Consider the following 22,847-nt stretch of genomic DNA (forward strand, 5'->3'; position numbering starts at 1 on the left):
CCGGCCGGGCCGGATTGTTGTGCGGCGTTGTTCTATTTCAGGTTGTGGTTGGCGTTTCGCTTGCGCGAAGCGCCGAGCCCGGCGGCTCCTCACCACCCGCAGGCGAGGTGGCCAAGGATCAGGGCAAGGAGAGCGGGCCGTTCGGCGGATGCGAGCCGATCGGGTTGACGGCATCGGGCGAGCTGGTGTTCCCGCTGGACTGCAAGAAGCTGATCAAGAAGCCGGTCGAGGCGCCCGTCGCCGAGGACAAGACCCCAGCCGACGACAAGACCGCGTCGGTCGATCCCGCGCCATCCGTTCCGAGCCAGGCGGCCAGCGCCGACATTCCGGCCGGTCCCGAGGTCAAGCCTGCCGCGGCTGCGGAAGCGGTTGCGACGATACCCACCGCGTCGGCTGAGCCGAAGCAGGCCGCAGTTACGGACAAGCAGGATGCGGTTCAGAAGGCTGCGGCAGCAGAGCCAGTCGCCGGCAAGCCTTCCCTGACCAAGCCGTCCGTGAAATCGCCATCGATGGCGGCGCCAGCGACCAAGCCGCCCTCTGCCAAGTCGTCTTCTGCCAAGCCGTCCTCTCCCAGAACGGCCGCGGCCAATCCGCCCGCGACGACGCCATCCCCAGCCGGGGCATCATCGGCCAAGCCGTCATCCGGCAAGGCGGCCCAGGCGCAGGCCGTTGTGGTGGCCGCCAGGGATGCTGCGGTCAAGGATGCCGGCAGGACATCGCGGATGGTCGCCAGCCGGCCGATGATCGTGATGGCAAGGCCTGGCACCGCAACCCCGGCCTCGGCCCGGCTGCAGGCGGAGGGCAGGCCGCGACTGCGCACCGCGGGACTGCCGGCCTGCGTCCAATTCCGCAGCTACAATCCGGCGACGCACAGCTATCGCGGCTTCGATGGCCACACCTATGCCTGCCGGTGAGCGCTGACGCTCGAGGGCCGGTGGGTCTGGAGGCCGGCGGCGAGTGACGTGACAGCCTGCCGCCCAAGGGCGGCAGCGAAGTCGGGCGGTGCGGCGCCAGAGCTGCTATAGAACGTGAGCCTTCATCTCCGTTCCTCGCTGCAGTTGCTTCCGATTCGACATGACAGAGCCTCAGTCCGACCTGTTCGAGATGCGCCGGCTGGAATCGCTCTCCAACACCATCTTCGGTGTTGCGATGACGCTTCTCGCCTACGACCTGCCGAAGCCCAATTTCGCGCATATGCCCGGTTGGATCGACTTGGTGCACACCTATTCCGGGCGGCTCGCCGGGCTGGTCCTCAGCTTCATCATCGCCGGCGTGTTCTGGATCAGCCACCACCGGCGGCTGGCCCGGCAGCCGTTCGCGGGCCGGCCCGTGGTCATCCTGAATCTGTTCTTCCTGTTGTCGATCGTGCTGCTGCCGGTGACCAACGGGCTCTACGGCGGCTACAGGCTGAGCAGCGCGGTGGCCGTCCTCTATGGCCTGCATCTGACGATCATTGCGTCGCTGAACGCCGCGCTGTGGTGGCTCGCGCTTCCCGGTGGCCGCCATGCCGAGATCGCCGGCGCGATCTTTCCCGTGATCGTGTTCGTGCCGGGCATCGTCATCGCGGCGCTTGCCCCGGAGTACGTGCAGTATTTCTGGATGCTCGGCTTCGGCGGCTTCCTGGCGCGGCGGTTCGTCCGCAGCCCGCCGGCGGCGCCGGCCGGCGAGAAGGCGGAGCTGCCATAAAAAAACGCGGCGGGCCGTGAGACCCGCCGCGCTTCCGTTCTTGAACTCGCTGGTCCAGGGCCGAGACCGCCCCGTTGCCGAGCCGCGATGGCGCTGAGACGCTGACGAATCACGCGCTCACACGTCGCTCATGAAGAGCCGCTCAGCGGGCGATCCCAGCGAGGTGACAGCGCTTGGTGAAAGACACTGGATCACCTCCTTTCGTTGTTGATGGTGACCGGAATATAGGACGGTCCGGGCCGCGAGGGTAGGGGGGCCGATTACGGAACCCACCAGCCGCCGCCGTCGTGCTGCGCTGCGGCTCGGGTCGCGGATTCCGCTCGATTCCGGCCGTTCCAACCGCGGATCCCGATGCATCCGCCTCCAGACCCCGTGGCGAAGAGGTTGAGAGCCGCCGCGGACCATGTTAGGGAACGCCCCGATGCGGGTGTAGCTCAATGGTAGAGCAGCAGCCTTCCAAGCTGAATACGAGGGTTCGATTCCCTTCACCCGCTCCAAGGCTTCCGCGGCCACTCCGTCATCCGACCAGAAGCGATCCTCGTCATGGGGCGCTCACGCGATGTCGCAGTCCCAATCTTCTGGGGACGTCGGTTTCCCTGGTCGTCGGTGCAGACTCCCCAGCCGGTCCGGCCGATCAGTCGCAAGCGACGCGATTGCCCATCCGCCGGCACGTCCTGCCGTCGCTGAAATAGGTCGTGTTTCCGATCGTATGCGCCGACGTGCCATCGCTGTAGTAGGTGTGATTGCCGATCTGCTGCGAGCTGCTGCCGTCGTTGTTGTTGGTGAAGCGCCCGATCTGCTGCGACGAGGAGCCGTCGTTCCAATAGGTATTGTTGCCGATCCGCTGCCCCGACGTCCCGTCGTCGCACAGGATCTGGTTGCCGATGAGCTGGCAGGTCTCGGCCTGAGCTGCTGTCGCCGCCGACAGGCCGAAAGCGATCGCGAGAACGTGGCGCATGAGATCGACTCCCGAAATTGCAACATCCAATCTCAACCCCTGTGCCAGCGCAACCGGAAACGATCCGTGATGATCGGCGCGGATCAACGTCCGGCGCCGCGTGTCCTGGTCTTGCCGGCGGCTCCGCCGACCCGGAACGCCCGCATCTGGCCGCTGAGAAAGCGCAGCAGATGGCTGGCGGCATGCGGCAGCTCGCGGCCGCGCCGGGTGATGACGCAGGCTTCGCTCGACGACAGCAGGTGGTTGTCGACCGGCACCGCGGCGAGCGAGCCGTCGGCAAGATCGGCGGCGATCGCGAAGGCGGGCAGGAGCGTCAGGCCGAGGCCGCCCTTGACGAAGTGGCGGAGCACGTTGATCGAGCTGGTGGTGAGCTTCGGCGACAGAGCGATGCGCTCGGCGGCCTCCGCCATCGCCACGATCTGACGCGTGCCGTAGCTTGCATGCATCAGGCCGAGCGGGTGGTCGGCGAGCTCGCGCAGGCGCAAGGGACGGCCGAGCCGCGCCAGCGCGTGATCCGGCGGCATGATCGCGCAGAGCGGTTGGCGGCTCGCGGTGGCGATCCGGATGCGCGGATCGGCTGATGGATTGAACACCAGGCCGATGTGATGGCGATCCTCGGCAACGGCATTGACGACCTCATTGGTGCCGGCGAGGTCGAACGACATCGTGAGGTCGGGATGGCGCTGCCAGAACCGGCTGAGCGGGCCGGACATGAGATCGCTGACGAAACCCTCGCCGAGCACGATGTCGACATGGCCGCGCTTGAGGCCCTGCAATTCGCGCAGCTTGGCGACGGTGTCGGCCTGGTCGGCCTGCCATTGCCGGAAGCGCTCGACCAGCAGCGCGCCGGCCGCGGTGGCGCGGATGCCGCGGCTGAGGCGCTCGAGCAAAGTGAGGCCGAGCTCGTTCTCCAGCAGCGCGATCTGCCGGCTGATCACCGACGCGTTGACGTCGAGCGCTTCGGCGGCGGCGCGCACCGAGCCGAGGCGGATCGTCTCGTGCAGATATTGCAGGCGGTGGTGATCGAGCAGGGCGGACATGGCTTCCGACAGCGTTGACTTGAAGTCAACACTAGCGACGGAGGGTGCTGATGTCTGCCCTGGAATCGCGCGGCTACGCTGGCAAGGCAAATTTGGCAGGAGGCTTCGTGACCGCTGTTGGCATCATCGGACTTGGCAGGATGGGGCGCGGCATGGCGCTGACGCTGAAGAGCGCCGGCTTTGCCGTCACCGGCTACGACACGCTCGCCGCGACGCGCTCGGCGCTGGCGGCCGAGGGCATCACTGTTGCCGACGGCATCGGCGGCGTGATCGCCGCCGCCGACATCGTGATCCTGTCGCTGCCGACCGCCGGGATTGTCGCCGATGTCGTGGAAGGCGCCGGCGGCATCCTCGCGCATGCCAGGGTGGGCGTCGTCATCGTCGATACCTCGACCTCGCATCCCGAGACCTCGCGCCGGCTTGCGGCCGTTCTCAAGGCGCGCGGCATGGGCTTCGTCGATGCGCCCGTCAGCGGTGGCCCAAAGGGGGCGGCGACGGGCACCATGACCATGGTGATCGGGGCCGATGAGGACGACCTCGCGCGTGTGCTGCCGGTGCTGGAGCGGATGAGCGCCAAGCGCGTCCATGTCGGCGGCGTCGGCGCCGGCAACGTTGCCAAGATCGTCAACAATCTGCTCTGCGCCGCCCATCTGCTGACCGCCGCGGAGGCGCTGCGCATCGCTGATGCGGCGGGTGTCGATGCCGGGCGGCTGCTCGAAGGCCTGAATGCCGGCTCCGGCCGCTCCGGCGTCACGCTCGTCAACGTGCCCAATTGGATTCTCAACGGCGCCTTCGATTCCGGCTTCACCATGCAGTTGATGCGCAAGGACGTCAGGCTGGCGGCGCAGTTCATCGGTGAACTCGGACTGTCGCTGCCGATCGCAAGCGATACCGCGCGCATCTGGGCGGACAGCGCCGCGAGCATCGCCGACGCCGATGATTTCAACCGCATCGTCGAGCTGCAGCTCGGCCCGATGCCGAAGCCGTGAGCGTACCGCCATGACCCATTTCATCGATCCCCGCCTGCGCGCCGCAGCGCTGCCGTTATGGCCGGATCTGAAAGCCGTCGGCTCCCATGTCGGCGGCGACGTCATCGTCGGCGAAGGCGCGACGGTCTCGGTCAACGATCCCGCCACCGGCCGATTGCTGTTCACCTATGCCGATGCCGGCGCCGACGTCGCGGCCAAGGCAGCTTCTGCTGCCGTGGCGGGGCAGGCGGAGTGGGCGAAGCTGACCGCCGCGGGCCGCGGCCGCGTGATGCAGGCGGTGGCGCGGGCGATCCTCGCCGCGGCCGAGCCGCTGGCGCATCTGGAAGCGCTGTCCGCCGGCAAGCCGATCCGCGATACCAAAGGCGAAGTCGCCAAGGTCGCGGAGATGTTCGAGTACTATGCCGGCTGGGCCGACAAATTCCACGGCGACGTCATCCCGGTGCCGTCGAGCCATCTCAACTACACGCGCCGCGAGCCGATGGGCGTGGTGCTGCAGATCACGCCGTGGAACGCGCCGGTCTTCACCGCGGGTTGGCAGATCGCACCGGCGATCAGCATGGGCAACGCCGTGCTGCTGAAGCCGTCGGAGCTGACGCCGCTGACCTCGCTGGCGCTGGCGGGGATCGCCGAACGTGCCGGATTGCCGAAGGGCGTCGTCAACGTGCTCGCGGGTCTCGGCCACACGACGGGGCAGGCGGCGCTGGCGCAGCCCGCCGTGAAGAAGGTCGTGTTCGTCGGCTCGGTGCCGACGGGGCGGCTGATCGGCGAGGCCGCGGCGCGCAGGCTGCTGCCGTCGGTGCTCGAGCTCGGCGGCAAGTCGGCCAACATCGTGTTCGCCGATGCGGACCTCGAACGCGCCGCCATCGGCGCGCAGGCCGCGATCTTCGGCGGTGCCGGCCAGAGCTGCGTCGCCGGCTCCAGGCTGCTGGTGCAGAGCGCGGTGTATGACCGCTTCGTCGATCTGGTCGCGCAAGGCGCTACGAAGATCAGATGCGGCGATCCGCTGTCGGCGGACACCGAGATCGGGCCGATCAACAACGCCAGGCAATATGACCATGTGCTGTCATTGATCGCCGAAGGCGCAGCCGAGGGCGCGGAGATCGTCGCTGGCGCAGATGGCGTGGCGCAGGACGGCGGATATTTCGTCAGGCCGACCGTGCTCAAGAACGTCACCAACGCCATGGGCATCGCGCGCAAGGAGGTGTTCGGACCCGTCGTCGCCGCGATCCGTTTCGATACCGAGGCGGAGGCGATCGCGATCGCCAATGACAGCGAGTTCGGCCTCGCGGGCGCGGTGTGGACCAGGGACGTCGCGCGCGCGCATCGCGTCGCAGCACAGGTCAAGGCCGGCACGTTCTGGATCAATGCGTACAAGACCATCAACGTCGCTTCGCCGTTCGGCGGCTACAACAACAGCGGCCATGGCCGCTCCTCCGGCATCGAGGCGCTGTACGAATACACGCAGGTGAAGAGCGTGTGGGTCGAGACCGCGGCCGAGCCGGCGGTGGCGTTCGGCTACGCGCCGGGCTTGCGCGACTGAGCAAGCATGGCATGATCGGTGCAAGAGCTGCGCGCCACGGAACGACCACTTAGTTCCGAAATAAGGAACGGAAACATGCCGCGCTTCGTCAACGTCGCCATTGGTCAGCTCGGCCCGATTGCCAAGAGCGAAACACGGACCGCGGTGGTTGCGCGACTGATGGCGTTGATGCGGCAGGCGCACGCCAATGGCTGCGACCTGATCGTCTATCCCGAGTTCGCGCTGACGACGTTCTTCCCGCGCTGGTACATGGCCGATCAGGCCGAGATCGATCAATATTTCGAGCGCGAGATGCCGGGGCCGGAGACGCAAGTCTTGTTCGCGCTCGCGAAGGATCTGCGCATCGGCTTCTGCTTAGGCTATGCCGAGCTCGCGGTCGAGGACGGCATCGTGCACCGCTACAACACCGCCATTCTTGTCGACAAGACGGGCACCGTCGTCTCGAAATACCGCAAGGTGCATCTGCCGGGACATGCCGAGCACGAACCGTGGCGCAAGTTCCAGCATCTGGAAAAGCGCTATTTCGAACCGGGCAAGAGCTTTGGCGTCGCCAACGCCTTTGGCGGCGTCATCGGCATGGCGATCTGCAACGACCGCCGCTGGCCCGAGACCTATCGCGTGATGGGCCTGCAGGGCGTCGAGATGGTGCTGATCGGCTACAACACGCCGGTGCATAATCCGCCGGCGCCGGAGCATGACGACCTTTCGCTGTTTCACAACCGCCTCGTGATGCAGTCGGGTGCCTATCAGAACGGCACCTGGGTGATTGGCGTCGCCAAGGGCGGCGTCGAGGAGGGCATCGACCACATCGCCGGCAGCTGCATCATCGCCCCTTCAGGCGAGATCGTCGCGGCCTGCGCCACCAAGGGCGACGAGATCGCGCTGGCACGCTGTGACCTCGATTTGTGCAGATCCTACAAGCAGACGATCTTCAACTTCGACGTCCATCGCCAGCCGCACGCTTACGGCATGATCGTCGAGCGCAAGGGCGAGACGCTGATGGCCGACGGCTCGCCGGTGCGGAAGGCATGATGCGTTCGGCAATCGCGCGCAAGTCCGTAGCCCGCATGAGCGCAGCGACATGCGGGTTCACACGAGGAGTCTCGGAGAACCCGGGGTCGCTGCGCTCGCCCGGGCTTCGATAGGCTTGCGCCCCATGCCTCATTTGCGTTCAAATGAACGCGCTCCACACGCGTGGCATGGGCCTTGCTTACAATTTCGGCAATTGAACTTGGGCATGTTGCATCAGGAGAGAACATGGATCGCAGAACGGTATTGAAGGGATTGGCGGGCGCGGGTGGTCTGGCGCTGACGGGATTTGCGGCGCCGGCGATCGCCCAAGGCGCTGCCGCACGCACCTTGCGTTTTGTGCCACAGGCCAATCTCGCCAATTTCGATCCGATCTGGGGCACCCAATATGTCGTGCGCAACGCAGCCGCGATGGTGTGGGATACGCTGTACGGCATCGACGATCAGTTCGTGCCGCAGCGCCAGATGGTGGAATCGGAGGAGGTGTCCTCCGACGGCCTGACCTGGACCTTCAAGCTGCGTCCCGGCCTCAAATTCCACGACGGCGAGCCGGTGCTCGCCAAGGACGTCGTCGCCAGCCTCACGCGCTGGTCGGCGCGCGATCCGATGGGCCTGATGCTCAAGGCGATCCAGAACGAGCTCACGGCGGTCGACGACAAGACCTTCAAATGGGTGCTGAAGCAGCCTTATCCGAAGATGCTGTTCGCGCTCGGCAAGGGCAACGCGCCGTGCGCCTTCGTGATGCCCGAGCGCATCGCGCAGACTGATCCGTTCAAGCAGATCTCCGAATATGTCGGCTCCGGCCCGTTCAAATTTGCCAAGGGCGAGTGGGTGCCGGGTGCGAAAGCCGTGTTCGAGAAGTTCGCCGACTACCTGCCGCGCCAGGAGAAGCCGCTGTGGCTCGCCGGCGGCAAGCAGGTGCTGGTCGACCGCGTCGAATGGGTGATCATGCCGGATCCGGCGACGGCCGCGGCCGCGCTGCAGAACGGCGAGGTCGACTGGTGGGAGAACCCGATCACCGATCTCGTGCCGGTGCTGAAGGGCAACAAGAACATCGGCGTCGACATCGGCGATCCCCTCGGCAATGTCGGTGCGTTCCGCATCAATCATCTGTATCCGCCCTTCAACAATGTGAAGGCGCGGCAGGCCATCCTCATGGCAATGAGCCAGGAGGACTACATGCGCGCGCTGGTCGGCGACGACAATGCGCTGTGGAAGCCGCTGCCCGGCGTGTTCACACCCGGCACGCCGCTCTACACCGAGGAGGGCGGTGACATCCTGAAGGGCAAGCGCGACCTGGCGAAAGCCAAGAAGCTGCTGGAGGAGGCCGGCTACAAGGGCGAACCGATCACCTGCCTCGTCGCGCAGGATCAGCCGATCACGAAGGCGTTCGGCGACGTCACCGCGGATCTGCTCAAGAAGCTCGGCATGAACGTGGATTTCGTCGCGACCGATTGGGGTACGGTCGGCGCGCGCCGGGCGCTGAAGACGCCGCCCGCGCAGGGCGGCTGGCACATGTTCCACACCTGGCACGCCGGCGCCGACTGCATCAACCCGGCGGCCTACAACGCGTTGCGCGCCAATGGCGACAAGGCGTGGTTCGGCTGGCCGAACAGCGAGCCGGTGGAGAAGGAGATCACCAACTGGTTCAACGCCAAGTCGTTGGACGAGGAGAAGACCGTCGCCGCGCGCATCAACAAGGCCGCGCTCGACGACGTCGTGTTCGCGCCGACCGGCTTCTTCCTCGGCTACACCGCGTGGCGCAAGACCGTCTCCGGCGTGACCAAGGGGCCGATCCCGCTGTTCTGGGGCGTGTCGAAGACCGCATAGGCACTGACATCCATGCTCGCTTATGCGCTCCGACGCGTGCTGTCGACCTTGCCGGTGATGGCGATCGTCGCGCTGTTCGTCTTCAGCCTGCTCTACATCGCGCCGGGCGATCCCGCCGCGGTGATCGCGGGCGACCAGGCGAGCCCGGCCGATGTCGAGCGCATCCGCGCCAATCTCGGGCTGGACCAGCCTTTCCTGGTCCAGTTCGGAAGCTGGGTGTGGCGCCTGCTGCACTTTGATCTGGGCACCTCGATCTTCACCAATCTCCCGGTGGCTTCGATGATCGCCCAGCGCATCGAGCCGACCTTGTCGCTGATGATGGTGACGCTGTGTCTCACCATCATCATCGCCGTGCCGCTCGGCGTCATCGCCGCGTGGAAGGCCGGCACCTGGATCGACCGGATCATCATGGCGTTCGCCGTGTTCGGCTTCTCGGTGCCGGTGTTCGTGGTCGGCTACATCCTCGCCTATGTCTTTGCGCTGAAGTTCGATTGGCTGCCGGTGCAGGGCTACACGCCGCTGTCCCAAGGATTCTGGCCGTGGCTGCAGAACCTGATCCTGCCGGCGGTCGCGCTCGGCTGCGTCTACATCGCGCTGATCGCGCGCATCACCCGCGCCGCGATGCTCGAAGTGCTGCAGCAGGACTACATCCGCACCGCGCGCGCCAAGGGCCTGGGGCAGGGCGGCATCCTGTTCATTCACGCGCTGAAGAACGCGGCGGTGCCGATCGTCACCGTCGTGGGCATCGGCATCGCGCTCCTGATCGGCGGCGCCGTCGTCACCGAGAGCGTGTTCGCGATTCCCGGTCTCGGCCGTCTCACCATCGATGCCATCCTGCGCCGTGACTATCCGGTGATCCAGGGCATCGTGCTCTTGTTCAGCTTCGTCTACGTGCTCGTCAATCTCCTGATCGACATCACCTACACCCTGGTCGACCCGAGGATCCGCTATTGACCGTCACGACATCAACATCGCCGCCGCCGGGCCTCGTCCTCGCGCCTGTTCTGCCGGACCTGATGGTCGCGCCAAAGATCCGGCGCGGCGCCATCGGCTTCCTGCGCAACCATCCGACGGTCGCGATCGGCGGCGCGCTGCTGTTGCTGCTCGTCATCATCGGCGTGTTCGCGCCGTTCCTGTTCACCGTCGATCCGACCGCGATCGCGCCGGCCAAGCGCACGCGGCTGCCGTCGGCGGATTTCTGGTTCGGCACCGATGCGCTGGGACGCGACGTCTATTCGCGCGTGCTCTATGGCACGCGCGTCTCGCTCACGGTCGGGCTGTCGGTGGCGCTGGCGGCATCGCTGATCGGCCTTTCGATCGGTCTCGTCGCCGGCTTCCTGCGCTGGGCCGACGGCGTGCTGATGCGCTGCATGGACGGGTTGATGTCGATCCCGCCGATCCTGCTCGCGGTAGCGCTGATGGCGCTCACGCGAGGCAGCGTCGGCAATGTCATCCTCGCCATCACCATCGCCGAGATTCCGCGCGTCGCACGACTCGTGCGCGGCGTCGTGTTGTCCCTGCGCGAGCAGCCCTATGTCGACGGCGCGGTCGCGTCGGGCACGCGCACGCCGATGGTCATCCTGCGCCACATCCTGCCGAACACCATGGCGCCGATGCTGGTGCAGGCGACCTACATCTGCGCCAGCGCGATGATCACCGAGGCGATCCTGTCCTTCATCGGCGCCGGCACGCCGCCCACCATCCCGTCCTGGGGCAACATCATGGCCGAGGGCCGCGCGCTGTGGCAGGTCAAGCCCTACATCGTGTTCTTCCCGGCCGCGTTCCTGTCGGTGACCGTGCTCGCCGTCAACCTCGTTGGCGACGGCCTGCGCGACGCGCTCGATCCGCGCATGGCCAAATCACCATGAGCAGCGGAGTGAGGCGGGCGAGCCACGAGGTCCGAGCAGGGGCCTGGCCCTTCGAGACACGCGCCTTCGGCGGGCTCCTCAGGGTGAGGGGTGGGAGCATTTCACATGGCGACGCTGCTCGTCGCCGATGTGCAGCACCGGCCTCGGCGCTAACGCCTCATGGTGAGGAGCGCCGCGCCGAGTTGGTCGTGATATTCGGCAGTCGCAATGCGCGACGCGTCTCGAACCATGAGGCCCCTATGTCTCCGCATGAGGCCCCAAACCGCGGCCGGGAGCCGATCTGATGCCGCTGCTCGAGGTCGAGAACCTCCAGGTCCATTTCCGTACGCCGACCGGCATCAACCGTGCCGTCGACGGCGTCTCCTTCCACGTCAACCCGGGCGAGACGCTCGCCATCGTCGGCGAATCCGGCTGCGGCAAGTCCGTCACCTCGATGTCGATGATGCGGCTGATTCCGGAGCCGCCGGGCAAGATCGCGGGCTCGATTCTGCTCGAGGGCCGGGACATCCTGACGCTGTCCGACCGCGAGATGCGTCAGCTCCGCGGCAACGACATCTCGATGATCTTCCAGGAGCCGATGACCAGCCTCAACCCGGTGCTGACCGTCGGCCGCCAGATCGGCGAGACTCTGCGGCTGCACCAGGGGCTCGACCAGGCGCAAGCCGAGGCGCGCGCGGTGGAGATGCTGACGCTGGTCGGAATCCCTGAGCCGGCACGGCGCGTGCGCGAATATCCGCACCAGCTGTCCGGCGGCATGCGCCAGCGCGTGATGATCGCGATGGCGTTGGCCTGCAATCCAAAGCTCCTGATCGCGGATGAGCCGACCACCGCGCTCGACGTCACCATCCAGGCGCAGATCCTCAAGCTGATGCTGGAGCTGAAGCAGCGCGTCGGCGCCGCGATCATCCTGATCACCCATGATCTCGGCGTCGTCGCCGAGGTCGCCGAGCGCGTGATGGTGATGTATGCCGGGCGCAAGGTCGAGGAGGCGCCGGTGAAGGAGCTGTTCCGCACCCCCCGCCACCCCTACACGCAGGGCCTGCTCGGCGCGCTGCCCAAGCTCGGCTCGTCGCTGTCGGGCGAGACGAAACGCCTCGCCGAGATTCCTGGCCAAGTGCCGGATTTGAAGCAGCGCATCGAAGGCTGCGTGTTCGCCGGCCGCTGCGCGCTCGCGACCGACCTGTGCCGTCAATATGCGCCGGGGCTGGAGCAGAAGGCCGCGCACCACATCGCCGCCTGTCATTTCGCCGCCAAGGAGCAGGCTGCCGCATGACCATGCCGCTGCTCCAGGTCAACGACCTCAAGAAGCACTTCCCGATCTCCGGCGGGCTGTTCGGCCGCAGCAAGAGCAAGGTGCATGCGGTCGACGGCGTGTCATTCGAGATCGCGCGCGGCGAGACGCTCTCCCTGGTCGGCGAATCCGGCTGCGGCAAGTCGACGGTCGGCCGCGCCATCCTGCGGCTGTTCGACGTCACCGCCGGCCAGATCGTGCTCGACGGCCAGCGCATCGACGATCTTCCCCCTGGCAGCCTGCGCGAGATGCGCCGCCGCGTCCAGGTCGTTTTCCAGGATCCGTTCTCCAGCCTCAATCCGCGGATGCGGATCCGCGACATCCTGGCCGAGCCGATCAACAATTTCGGCCTCGCGAAGACCGCCGCGGAGCGCGACGCGCGCATCGCCGAGCTGATGGAGATCGTCCGGCTGCCGCGCGACGCCGTGAACCGCCGGCCGCACGAATTCTCCGGCGGCCAGCGCCAGCGCATCGGCATTGCACGGGCGCTCGCCGCCAAGCCCGATCTCATCGTCTGCGACGAGGCGGTGTCCGCGCTCGACGTCTCCGTCAAGGCGCAGATCGTCAACCTGCTGCAGGATCTGCAGCGCGAGTTCGGCCTGGCGCTGCTGTTCATCAGCCACGACCTCGCGATCGTCGAGCACATGACGCACCGCGTGGCGGTGATGTATCTCGGCAAGATCGTCGAGATGGCGCCAAGGCGGCAGATCTTTGCCACACCGGGTCATCCCTACACCAAGGCGCTGCTGTCAGCCGTGCCCATTCCCGAACCCGGCGCCGAGCGCACACCGATCATCCTCAAGGGCGACGTTCCGAGCCCGGTCAACCCGCCCAAAGGCTGCCGCTTCAACACCCGCTGCCCCCTGGCCTTCGACCGCTGCCGCGTAGAGGCTCCCGAGCTGCGGCTGAAAGGCGAGGACCAGTGGGTGGCGTGCCATTTGGAGAATGTGTAGTTACGTCCTTGCGCAGGATTGGCAAAGCGGCCGCCGAAGGCGGCGGCGTGGCCACTATGCAGGTGCAATGACAGCTTGATGCACGACCGCCGCGCCAATCACGGAGGAGAGACGGTGCGTTTCTCATGCGGATCTCGGTGCGGCGCGTAGCCCGCATGAGCGACAGCCGGCCCGTGGGACACGTCGGCGCCAGCCGACGTGCGGGGCCTCACGTGTCGTGTCGGTGAACCGGGATGTCGCTGCGCCCATCCGCGCTACGTGGCGACTGAACGAAACTTCGATGGCACGCAACATCGCTGCGCCGCGCGCCGTCGCTGCCCATCATGTTTTGAGGAACGGTATCGCAGCCGCGCCCGGTTGCGACCAGGCATCGGCTCACCGGGTACGGCTCTCGCCAGCTTTAGGCTGCAAGCGACCGATTGAATCTCGTCCAACAGAACGTCGCAAAGCGCGATCTGCGACAACAGGTCGGCCTCTAGGGACTGGCACGACGTCGGCCGATCGAGGCGCAGCTTTGCTGTGCGGATTCTACTTAGCGATTTCAATACTGCAGGATTGGACAGGTCGCCGCCTCGAATATTGGTCATCTTTGCACCACGACTACACCAGATCCGCCGCGGCAGGACCGATTTGGTTCGATGCAATCGGTATGCCGCGAATTGGGGCGGGAGCGGACGACGCAACCTTGCGGTACCCTCCGGCGTCTGCAAAGCAGCGGCCAGGGACATCAATTGGCGGTTTACAGTCGTTTCCGAATTTGGAAATTGGCACGGTGTATGCTGGCCTCTGTACGGGTGCTTTGTTGTTGAGTTGACGCGTTGCTTGCCAGATCGGCAACTTATCGCCTTTGGTCGAGCGATTGGCGATCTGCTGATAACGTATTGCAGTGGTGCCAGATTGGAAGATGGTCGCTGTGCCTGGCGAGGGGATGGCATGGTGTACTGCCACTGAACTGGTAATGCCTACAAGATAAGTGATAGAATGCAACGTGACCGTCTTGATAAGCATGACAGAACTCACTCCATACCGACTCATATCGACAGGCGTGTGGACGTTGCCAGGTTCGCGTTGTGACGAAGTCATAAGTCCATCGTCTCGGTGACCTGCTTCGCAAGATCGGGTATCTCAAGCGCCCAGCGTCGACGGTTGGGTGGCGCTTGTCTTGCTCTGCTGATCCCATTGCGCCTCAAAGCCGTCGAGCAGGTGGCGAGCGAGACCGGCTTGAGCTTGAGAGCCAATCATGAGGACTGTGTCCCATGGGAAGTGTGTCAGTGTTCCGAACATCATCGTCTCCCAAAAGTGCCGCGGTTCTCAGCTTGTTCGGGTCACGTTCACCCTTGGCTGCCGCTGCCAGGATGCGCGCAGCGAGCTTTGACTTCATGGTGGAGTTCTGCTCGGCCTTTGCCGCCACGTTCGCCTCCTCGCTTGCCGCCGCATTCTGGAGAGACGGCCGCCTTGCCCCTCTCAACGAGATTGAAGCGCGTCGCGCGGCGATTCTGAAGTCATTCTCAAGTCCAAACTCTGCAAACATCGCTCAGGATTTGCTGCATCATTAGCCAATTACCGCCTTCAAAATAACATGCGATAAATCGGGGACGTGATCGAACTGTTGCGCCCGGCCGCCGGCCGCCCGACGGGAGCTTTTCCGATGTTGACTTGGATCAGTCCGGAAGACTTGCGCTCCAGTATTTTGACACGAGCCTTATAAGCGAGGACTGATCCTTCGATGGACTTGGAGCGATCCGTGAGCCCGCTGAGCCGCGCTCCCGTCATTCGTACAGACGATCCGGAGGCGATGGAGCACGCGTTGCGGACGGGCTACGGGGCAACCGGATTCGCAGTCACCAACGCAGATGAATTCCAGGGGGTTGGCAACTATCTTCAGCTCGGGAGCATCGGTCTCGGCTTTTGTGCATATAGCGGGGCAAGGTCGCTCGTCGAGTTCCCGGAGAGCGACTTCGCGCGCCTGCAAATCGGCCTCAAAGGCAGCGCTTTGACCGTTCTAAATCGCACGGCGATCGCAATAAACGAGCGGCAGTCCTGCATAGTTGCGCCGGGCGAAGCCAACAAGATTGTGTTCGAGCCAGGTTATGAGCAGCTCATTCTTCGAATAAGCGCGAGGGCGTTGGAGCAGACATTGACGATGCTGCTCGGTGCAAAGCCAGCCGGTGTTCTCAAGTTTGATCCCATTGCCGCAGCGGTTCAGCCGAACGCTCTGGTCTTGCGCGATCTGGCGATGTTCCTCGCTCATCAGTTGGATGCGGCGGCGACAGAGCTGCCACGCACGGTGCTCGTCGAACTGGAGCAGGCTCTCATCGTTTCCTTCCTGTCGGCTCACCGCCACAATTTCAGCGAGCTGTTGAAGAGAGGCGAAAGAGATGTCACCCCGCGGATCGTTCGACTGGCCGAGGAATATATCGAGGCCTCTTGGGACCGCGCCATCACGATCGAGGAGCTGGCTTCGCAGACAGGCGTCAGCGTCCGTGCGCTCTATGCTGCGTTCAAGAAGAGCCGCGGATATTCGCCGATGGCGTTTGCGAAGACGGTGCGATTGCGTCGGGCAAAACAGATGCTCTCGCTGCCAAATCAGCGTACCTCCGTCTCTGCAGTCGCCTTCAATTGCGGTTTCGGAAATCTCGGACACTTCGCAAGAGACTATCGCGACGTGTTCGGTGAGCTTCCATCCGAAACTCTGTCGCGCGCGCGGCGCGCCGCCTAGCTCGCCTGACAGACGCGTCGGCCACACCATTCTCAAGAGCGCTGGGACAGCCTCAAAAGCTATATCGGCTTTCACGAAGATCGAGCTGCGACACCGCGCCGCTGACCGGGTTTTTCCCAGGTTTGAGTTCGGTCAATCTGAGATACTATCTTTGGATGAACCTTGACCGATCCGTAAGCCTGCTGAGCCGCGCTCCCGTCATTCGTACAGACGATCCGGAGGCGATGGAGCACGCGTTGCGTACGGTCTATGGGGCAACTGGCTTCGCAGTCACCAACGCAAATGAATTCCAGGGGGTAGGAAACTACCTTCAGCTTGCGAATATCGGCCTTGGCTTCTGTGCATATGGTGGGGGAAGGTCGGTCGTAAAGTTCCCGGAGAGCGACTTCGCGCGCCTGCAAATCGGCCTCAAAGGCAGCGCTTTGACCGTTCTAAATCGCACGGCGGTCGCGATAACCGAGCGGCAATCCTGCATAGTTGCGCCGGGCGAAGCCAACAGGATTGTGTTCGAGCCAGGTTATGAGCAGCTCATTCTTCGAATAAGCGCGAGGGCGTTGGAGCAGACACTGACGACGCTGCTCGGTGCAAAGCCGGCCGGTGTTCTCAAGTTTGATCCGATTGCCGCGGCGTTTCAGCCGAACGCTCTGGTCCTGCGCGATCTGGCGATGTTCCTCGCTCATCAGTTGGATGCGACGGCGACAGAGCTGCCACGCGCGGTCCTCGTCGAACTGGAGCAGGCTCTCATCGTTTCCTTCCTGTCGGCTCACCGCCACAATTTCAGCGAGCTGTTGGAGAGAGCCGAAAAGGACGTCGTGCCGCGGATCGTTCGGCTGGCCGAGGAATATATCGAGGCCTCTTGGGACCGCGCCATCACGATCGAGGGGCTGGCTTCGCAGACGGGCGTCAGCGTCCGCGCGCTCTATGCTGCGTTCAAGAAGAGCCGCGGATATTCGCCGATGGCGTTTGCGAAAACGGTGCGATTGCGACAGGCAAAGCAGATGCTCGAGGGGCCCAATCAGCGTACCTCCGTCTCTGCAGTCGCCTTCAATTGCGGCTTCGGAAATCTCGGACACTTCGCAAGAGACTATCGCGACATGTTCGGTGAGCTCCCATCCGAAACTCTTTCGCGCGGGCGGCGCGCCGCCTAGCTCGCCTGTCAGAAGCGCCGGCCAGGACCATCCCAAGAGCGCAAGAGCAGTGAGGCAGCAACGCGCGGCAGGCAGGTTGTGCCTGGCGACGGGTGCTGACGATGTCCGCTATTCGCGGGCAGGCTGAGCCTCCGTGCTGCGTCTGGAGGCAAAAGCGAACGAACTGCGACATTACAGGTGACGTGTCAGGGTCATTGCGCTCGGCGGCGGGCATGCTGCAGGACGGGGAAACGCGCGCATGCGACGATGTGGCGGGTAGCAGCACGCCATGGCGATTCACGGAACTCCGCTCGGCGATGCAGAAAGCCGGTACCCCGCTTGCTCGCCAGAGATTGGAGGCTTCTCAGCCTGCGACCGGCCCGCCACACCAACGCAGCCAATCGTCCATATGCCGTGCCGTCGCCGGGCGGGTGCATTGTCAGGAGCCCGTATGGCCATTAAAGATTCCGGCCCAAACCGCGTCGGGATCGCAAGCCTTCCCGCGCGGTCCCGCGTTTGATGAGGCCGCCATGCATCTCTCCCACGATCCGACAGCACCGGCGGCAGCAGGGATCGGCTTTGACCAGTTCCTGGCCGTCGACATCCGCGTCGGCACCATCGTCGCGGCCGAGCCCTATCCGGAGGCGAAGAAGCCGTCGCTGAAGCTGACGATCGATTTCGGGCCCGGTATCGGCACGAAGCGCTCCAGCGCGCAGATCGCGGCGCTGTATGATCCGGCCACCCTGGTCGGCCGCCAGGTCGCCGGCGTCGTCAACTTCCCGCCGCGTCAGATCGGCAAGTTCATGTCCGAGGTCCTGACGCTCGGCTTTCCCGATGAGCAGGGCAACGTCGTGCTGTTCCAGCCCGATAAGGCCGTGCCGAACGGCGCGCGGCTGTTCTGAGCGGAGGGCCGGCCGTGGATATGCTGCTCGAACCTGTTACGCTGCCGCCGTTTCCCGAAGGCCTACGGATATCGCTCAGGCAAATGCATCTTCTCCAGGCTCCGATGGGTGGCACCCTGGTGACCGGCGGCGCCACGTTCCGCGTGTTCGCGCCGCATGCCAAGGCGGTCTACGTCTCCGGCCCGTTCAACGACTGGGCGCAGGATGCGAACTGCCGTCTCGCGCCGATCGGCAACGGCCATTGGGCGATCTTCGTGCCGTCGCTCAAGGACGGCGACGCCTACATGTATTTCGTCGAGGGTGAGGGCTCGTCCGGCTACAAGCGCGATCCGCATGCGCGGCTGCTCACCGTCGATCCGCCGTTTCCCCAGGCGCACTCGGTGCTACGCAATCCCGGCGCGTTTCCCTGGCACGACACCGACTTCACGCCGCCGCCCAACAACGAGCTCGTGATCTATCAGCTCCATGTCGGCACCTTCGACATGAAGGCGGGCAATCCCGACGGCTGCTTCTTCGACGTCATCGAGCGCGTGCCGCATCTGGCGAAGCTCGGCGTCAACGCCATCGAGCTGCTGCCGGTGCAGGAATTCCCGACCATGTTCAGCATGGGCTACAACGGCACCGACCTGTTCAGCCCGGAAACCGAATATGGCGAGCACGAAGAGGCGCATCTCGCCGCCTATTTCGCACGGACCAACGAAATCCTGACGGCTGCCGGCGCCGCGCCTTACGCCGATATCGGCGCGGTGCGTCATTGCGACGACCAGCTGCGCGCGCTGATCGATGTCTGCCATGTCCATGGCATCGCCGTGCTGTTCGACGTCGTCTACAACCACGCCGGCGGCGGGTTCGACGAGAACAGCATCTGGTTCTTCGACCGCCAGGCCTATGGCGATCCCAACCGCAGCCTGTATTTCACCGACCAGGGCTGGGCCGGCGGCCAGGTGTTTGCCTATTGGAACGCCGACGTGCGGCAATACCTCGTCGACAATGCCATCATGCTGTATCGCGAGTATCACGCCGACGGCCTGCGCTTCGACGAGGTCAGCGTGATGGACCGCTTCGGCGGCTGGGCGACCTGCCAGCAGCTCACCGAGGCGCTGCGCGCCGAGAAGCCGGATGCGATCCAGATCGCGGAATACTGGCCGGTCAACCGGTGGGTGGTGAGGGACATCGCGCAGGGCGGCGCCGGCTTCGACGCGACCTGGAGCGACGGCCTGCGGTTGTCGGTGCGCGGCGCCATCGCGAGCGCGGCCGGCGGCGCGGGCGCTGTCGTCCCGATGCAGCCGATCGCCGCGGCGATCGCCGATCTCAGCCTCGACAAGCGCTGGCGCGCGGTCAACTCGATCGAGAACCACGACATCGTCTATGCCGGCCGCGAGCCGCGCATTCCGCGCCTCGCTGATCCCGTCGACAGTCGCTGCTGGTATGCGCGCAGCCGCAGCCGCGTCGCCACCGGCCTGTTGCTGACCGCGCCGGGCATCCCGATGCTGTTCATGGGCCAGGAGCTGTTCGAGGACAAGCAATGGAGCGACACGCCGAGCCCGGACACGACGATCAGTTGGGCGCTGCTCGACGGCGAGGACAAGATCACCGCGGATGCGATGCGCTTCACGTCAGAGCTGACCGCGATCCGCCGCACCCATCCGGCGCTGACCGCGGAGGGCTGCGCCATCGTCCACGTCCATGACGGCAACCGCGTGCTTGCCTTCCACCGCTGGGATGGCCAGGGCGACGACGTCATGGTGATCGTGAGCCTGAGCGAGACGCCATGGCGCGACTACGCCATCGGTTTTCCGGCAGGCGGCACCTGGCTCGAGGTGTTCAACAGCGACGTCTACGACAACTGGGTCAACCCGGGCGTCGTCGGCAACAATGGCTCCGTCACCGCCGGCGGCCCGCCGCTGCACGGCCAGCCGAGCTCGGCTGATGTGACGATCCCGGCGAACGGCGTGCTCGTGTTCGCGAGGAAATGAGGATCGTAGGGTGGGCAAAGCGGCCGCCGAAGGCGGCGGCGTGCCCACCATCCAGCAGCGAACTGCAGCGGCGTTCGGTATCGGTTCACACGATCAGCCGTCCCTGCCGCTCCGCAATCCCGATCACCGCTTCCGTTCCGGCATTGAAATCGAGATTGTCCGCCTCGATGCCGTCGGAGAAGATCACGCCGTTCTCGGGCATCAGCGAGCGCAGGCGCAAGGTTTCGGCGCCGTTCAGCCCGCCGCAGACCAGGGAGGTCTGCGACGTCCTGCTCGGAAACGGCTCGCGCACGGCGAAGCGCAAGCTCCGGGCGTCCCAGGGCAGGGCGGTGTAGTCGCCGTCGCCGTGGCCGCCGTAACGGCCGGCTATGGCCAGCGCGCCGGTGACGATGCTCTTGAACCAGGCGGTCGAGCCGAGCCCGGTGGCGACGATCAGTCCGCTCGACGACTGCCGTTCCTGACCGTCGCGCGTTGCGATCTCATAGCGGGCGGAAACGTGGGTACGCGCGCCGATGAAGAGGTCGTTGACCGCATGCAGCGCCTGGCCGTCGGCGAGACTCGCGCGCGCCATGGTCACGGCCTTGGCGGCGCGCTTGTCGGCGGCGACCTCGGGCAGCAGGCTCGCGAGGTCCTCCGGCGCGAACGGCAGCAGCACGCCGTCATGGCGCTGAGCGTCGGGGTTCAGTCCGAGCAGCGGCTGGCCGTCGAGATATTTCATGGTGTTGGCGACGAGCCCGTCGGGGCCGAGCGCCGCGACGATGTCGGCGGGGCCGAAGATGAAGTTCGGCAGGAAGCCGCGGTCGACGATCTGGTAGCGGCCCCAGCGCTCCAGCGTCTGCGTCGCCGTGGCGCGCGCGGCCTGGTAGGCCGCGTGCTCGCGCTCGTAGTCGGAGAAGTCGGCGCCGAGATGCTCGACATAGAAGCGGGCCTGGTCCGCGGTGAGGAACCTTGCGATCAGCTCCTCGAGCCGCGTTCTCCGGACGACCAAGACCACCTTGCGGTCATTGCCGGACACGGGGCGCCTCCGCGGGCTTCTGCATCAGGCTGTTCAGCAGCTCCGGCGAGACGTTGAGCTGCCCGATCTTCTCGGCCTTTTCGGCGAGGCCCGAGAACGCCTGCGCGATCAACTGGCCCGGCTGCATGCCGGTCGCGGCCAGCGCCTGGATCACGCGGGTGTCGACGCCCTCGAAGATCTTCATCAGCGCGCCGACGCGATAGGCTTCGGCATCCGCCAAAGTGCGGGTGTTCGCCGCATTCAGCGACACGAAATCCTTGCGCTTGGCCTCGAGCCCGATATCGGCGACCATGCCGGCCTCGCGCAGCTCGTTCTTTTTTGCGGCGACGCTGGCCTCGGCATCCATCTGCGTCTCGCGGATCGAGCGCTTCTTCTGCTCGACCGCGATCTCCGTGTCGAGCTCGCTCTCGCGGATCGCCCGCTCGCGCTCGACGGCGAAATTGCGCCGCGCGAAGATGGCTTCGTCAGCGGTCTTCAGGATCGCCTCGCGCGCTTCGGCCTCCAGCGCCTTGGCAGTCTCCGGCGTCGGCTTCACCGCGCGCACGGCGACGCCGAGGATGTCCAGGCCCAGCGCATCGATGTCGGCGCGGCGCTTCAATCCGGCCGCGATCGCCTCGGCGATGCGGTCGGAGGCGCGCAGCGCTTCCTTCAGGGTCATGTCCTTGACCGCCTGCTGCGCCAGCACCTCGACCGCGCCGAGCACGCGCTGCGGCAGCTCCTCCGGGTCATCGGACTCGTAGGTCTTGCCGTCGCGCTTGAGCGTGAAGTTCAGCATCGCGGCCGCCTTCCTCGGCTCGCCGATGCGGTAGGTCACCTGGCCCTGGATCGTCAGCGTCTGAAAGTCGCGGGCGATCTGCTGGAAGATGAAGGCGGCATCGCGGCTGCCGATCGGAATCGCGACCAGCGAGGTCGCGGGCCCATAATAGAAGGTGGAGAGCCCGGCGCCTTCCTCGACCACGCTGCCGGCGCGGTACTTGAGGAGATAGGTGGTGGGTTGGGCCTTGATGAAGCGTAAGCCGAACATGGCGGCCTCCTGACGTTGAATGGCATAAGTGTGTCACGCCAACTTAGTAAGTTGGACAGTACAACTAAGTATGCTAGTGTCAAGGGACGAATTCGGGGGCGGGCGGTATGGCAACACGGCAGGGGCAGGGCGGCGGAGCGGCCGCGAGAGCGGGCGGACTGGATTTTCCGCGGCCGCTAACGACGGTGGACATCGTCATCTTCACGATCCGGCTGGAGGCGCTGCACGTGCTGCTGGTGCGGCGTGGCCAGGGCGAGGGGGAGCCGTTCCCGGACGCCTTTGCATTGCCAGGCGGCTTCGTCGACGTGGCCAAGGACGCCGATCTCGAAGCCTGCGCGCGGCGCAAGCTCGCCGAGAAGACCGGCGTCGTCAGTCCCTATCTGGAGCAGCTCGGCAGCTGGGGCAGCGCGCACCGTGACCCGCGCGGCTGGTCGGCGACGCACGCCTATTTCGCGCTGATCCCGGCGTCAGCAGCGGAGGCCGCGCTCGCGGCCGATGCGCAATGGTTTCCGCTCGCGGGCATGAGCGTGAAGCCGAAGCTCGCCTTCGATCATGCCGAGATCCTGCAGGCCGCCGTGCGGCGGCTGCGCAACAAGGTCGAGTACACCTCGCTGCCGGCCTATCTGATGCCGGAGGAGTTCACCTTGCCCGAGCTGCAGCGGACCTACGAGATCGTGCTCGATCGTCCGCTGGAGAAGAGCGCCTTCCGCACCCGCATGCTCTCGGCCGACCTGATCGAGCCGGTCGCCAAGATGCGCAAGGGACCGAACCGGCCGGCCCAGCTCTACCGCCTGAAGGCGGCGGCCGCGCCGGTGTATTTTGCGCGGACATTCAACGCGCCGGAGTGAAGCCCCGTAGCCCGCATGAGCGTAGCGACATGCGGGGCTCACGCGCTGGCTG

General features: G+C 65.5%; 21 protein-coding genes and 1 tRNA gene. 17 read left to right on the forward strand and 5 right to left on the reverse strand.

Annotated features, from left to right (window positions below):
* The first annotated feature begins 107 nt into the window (after positions 1-107).
* From QX010_RS00875 to QX010_RS00885, 3 genes are all read left to right on the forward strand, one after another.
* The gene (locus QX010_RS00875) at positions 108-914 is read left to right on the forward strand and encodes a hypothetical protein (protein WP_316177057.1); all 807 of its coding nucleotides are present in this window, start codon (positions 108-110) and stop codon (positions 912-914) included.
* A 160-nt stretch (positions 915-1,074) separates the two neighbouring features.
* Positions 1,075-1,686 (forward strand): TMEM175 family protein, encoded by a 612-nt coding sequence (locus QX010_RS00880; protein WP_316177059.1) that lies wholly within the window; start codon positions 1,075-1,077, stop codon positions 1,684-1,686.
* A gap of 423 nt (positions 1,687-2,109) precedes the next feature.
* Positions 2,110-2,183 (forward strand) — tRNA-Gly (locus tag QX010_RS00885).
* 137 nt (positions 2,184-2,320) lie between these two features.
* Here the strand turns inward: QX010_RS00885 and QX010_RS00890 are convergent.
* Both QX010_RS00890 and QX010_RS00895 read right to left on the reverse strand, forming a co-directional pair.
* Positions 2,321-2,644 (reverse strand): hypothetical protein, encoded by a 324-nt coding sequence (locus QX010_RS00890; protein ID WP_316177061.1) that lies wholly within the window; start codon positions 2,642-2,644, stop codon positions 2,321-2,323.
* A gap of 83 nt (positions 2,645-2,727) precedes the next feature.
* The gene (locus QX010_RS00895; RefSeq protein WP_316177063.1) at positions 2,728-3,684 is read right to left on the reverse strand and encodes a LysR family transcriptional regulator; all 957 of its coding nucleotides are present in this window, start codon (positions 3,682-3,684) and stop codon (positions 2,728-2,730) included.
* Positions 3,685-3,791: 107 nt separating this feature from the next.
* On the opposite strand from QX010_RS00895, the gene QX010_RS00900 reads away from it, so the two are divergent.
* The 8 genes from QX010_RS00900 (at position 3,792) to QX010_RS00935 (ending at position 13,184) form a co-directional block, all read left to right on the forward strand.
* Positions 3,792-4,673 (forward strand): NAD(P)-dependent oxidoreductase, encoded by an 882-nt coding sequence (locus QX010_RS00900; protein WP_316177065.1) that lies wholly within the window; start codon positions 3,792-3,794, stop codon positions 4,671-4,673.
* Between the two features lie 10 nt (positions 4,674-4,683).
* Positions 4,684-6,213 (forward strand): aldehyde dehydrogenase family protein, encoded by a 1,530-nt coding sequence (locus QX010_RS00905; protein WP_316177067.1) that lies wholly within the window; start codon positions 4,684-4,686, stop codon positions 6,211-6,213.
* A 75-nt stretch (positions 6,214-6,288) separates the two neighbouring features.
* Complete coding sequence (locus tag QX010_RS00910) at positions 6,289-7,245, forward strand: N-carbamoyl-D-amino-acid hydrolase (protein ID WP_316177069.1); 957 nt, start codon at positions 6,289-6,291, stop codon at positions 7,243-7,245.
* 225 nt (positions 7,246-7,470) lie between these two features.
* Positions 7,471-9,072 carry an ABC transporter substrate-binding protein gene (locus tag QX010_RS00915; RefSeq protein WP_316177071.1) on the forward strand — a complete coding sequence of 534 codons (1,602 nt, stop codon included), beginning with the start codon at positions 7,471-7,473 and terminating at the stop codon, positions 9,070-9,072.
* A gap of 12 nt (positions 9,073-9,084) precedes the next feature.
* Positions 9,085-10,026, forward strand: a complete 942-nt coding sequence (locus QX010_RS00920; RefSeq protein WP_316177072.1) for an ABC transporter permease — start codon at positions 9,085-9,087, stop codon at positions 10,024-10,026.
* Complete coding sequence (locus QX010_RS00925) at positions 10,023-10,940, forward strand: ABC transporter permease (protein ID WP_315801005.1); 918 nt, start codon at positions 10,023-10,025, stop codon at positions 10,938-10,940. Before QX010_RS00920 ends, QX010_RS00925 begins: the two co-directional genes overlap by 4 nt.
* A 283-nt stretch (positions 10,941-11,223) precedes the next feature.
* On the forward strand, positions 11,224-12,213 hold the full coding sequence (locus tag QX010_RS00930) for an ABC transporter ATP-binding protein (protein WP_315801004.1): 990 nt from the start codon (positions 11,224-11,226) through the stop codon (positions 12,211-12,213).
* Entirely contained in the window at positions 12,210-13,184 is a 975-nt protein-coding gene (locus QX010_RS00935; RefSeq protein WP_316177074.1) for an oligopeptide/dipeptide ABC transporter ATP-binding protein, read from the forward strand. The genes QX010_RS00930 and QX010_RS00935 overlap by 4 nt, the downstream gene beginning before the upstream one ends.
* Before the next feature lie 600 nt (positions 13,185-13,784).
* On the opposite strand, the gene QX010_RS00940 is transcribed toward QX010_RS00935, so the two are convergent.
* On the reverse strand, positions 13,785-14,192 hold the full coding sequence (locus tag QX010_RS00940; protein WP_315801002.1) for a hypothetical protein: 408 nt from the start codon (positions 14,190-14,192) through the stop codon (positions 13,785-13,787).
* 347 nt (positions 14,193-14,539) lie between these two features.
* Here QX010_RS00940 and QX010_RS00945 point away from each other — a divergent pair, with 347 nt between their 5' ends.
* The 5 genes from QX010_RS00945 to QX010_RS00965 all read left to right on the forward strand — a co-directional run bounded on the left by QX010_RS00945 (position 14,540) and on the right by QX010_RS00965 (position 19,908).
* The gene (locus QX010_RS00945; RefSeq protein ID WP_316177076.1) at positions 14,540-14,740 is read left to right on the forward strand and encodes a hypothetical protein; all 201 of its coding nucleotides are present in this window, start codon (positions 14,540-14,542) and stop codon (positions 14,738-14,740) included.
* Positions 14,741-14,928: 188 nt separating this feature from the next.
* Complete coding sequence (locus QX010_RS00950) at positions 14,929-15,903, forward strand: AraC family transcriptional regulator (RefSeq protein ID WP_316177077.1); 975 nt, start codon at positions 14,929-14,931, stop codon at positions 15,901-15,903.
* Positions 15,904-16,058: 155 nt separating this feature from the next.
* Positions 16,059-17,051, forward strand: coding sequence for an AraC family transcriptional regulator (locus QX010_RS00955; protein ID WP_316177079.1), 993 nt, complete (start codon positions 16,059-16,061; stop codon positions 17,049-17,051).
* A 509-nt stretch (positions 17,052-17,560) separates the two neighbouring features.
* On the forward strand, positions 17,561-17,932 hold the full coding sequence (locus tag QX010_RS00960; RefSeq protein ID WP_315800998.1) for a tRNA-binding protein: 372 nt from the start codon (positions 17,561-17,563) through the stop codon (positions 17,930-17,932).
* Positions 17,933-17,952: 20 nt separating this feature from the next.
* The gene (locus QX010_RS00965; protein ID WP_316177650.1) at positions 17,953-19,908 is read left to right on the forward strand and encodes an alpha amylase C-terminal domain-containing protein; all 1,956 of its coding nucleotides are present in this window, start codon (positions 17,953-17,955) and stop codon (positions 19,906-19,908) included.
* Between the two features lie 85 nt (positions 19,909-19,993).
* On the opposite strand, the gene QX010_RS00970 is transcribed toward QX010_RS00965, so the two are convergent.
* Entirely contained in the window at positions 19,994-20,923 is a 930-nt protein-coding gene (locus QX010_RS00970) for a sugar kinase (RefSeq protein ID WP_316177081.1), read from the reverse strand.
* Positions 20,910-21,947 (reverse strand): SPFH domain-containing protein, encoded by a 1,038-nt coding sequence (locus QX010_RS00975; protein ID WP_315800996.1) that lies wholly within the window; start codon positions 21,945-21,947, stop codon positions 20,910-20,912. The genes QX010_RS00970 and QX010_RS00975 overlap by 14 nt, the downstream gene beginning before the upstream one ends.
* A 107-nt stretch (positions 21,948-22,054) precedes the next feature.
* Between QX010_RS00975 and QX010_RS00980 the strand changes: the two genes are divergently transcribed.
* Positions 22,055-22,795: an NUDIX hydrolase gene (locus tag QX010_RS00980; RefSeq protein WP_316177083.1), complete on the forward strand. Its 741-nt coding sequence runs from the start codon at positions 22,055-22,057 to the stop codon at positions 22,793-22,795.
* Positions 22,796-22,847 lie beyond the last annotated feature (52 nt).

It is taken from the genome of Bradyrhizobium sp. SZCCHNRI1009 (genome assembly GCF_032487575.1).
Classification (GTDB): Bacteria; Pseudomonadota; Alphaproteobacteria; order Rhizobiales; family Xanthobacteraceae; genus Bradyrhizobium.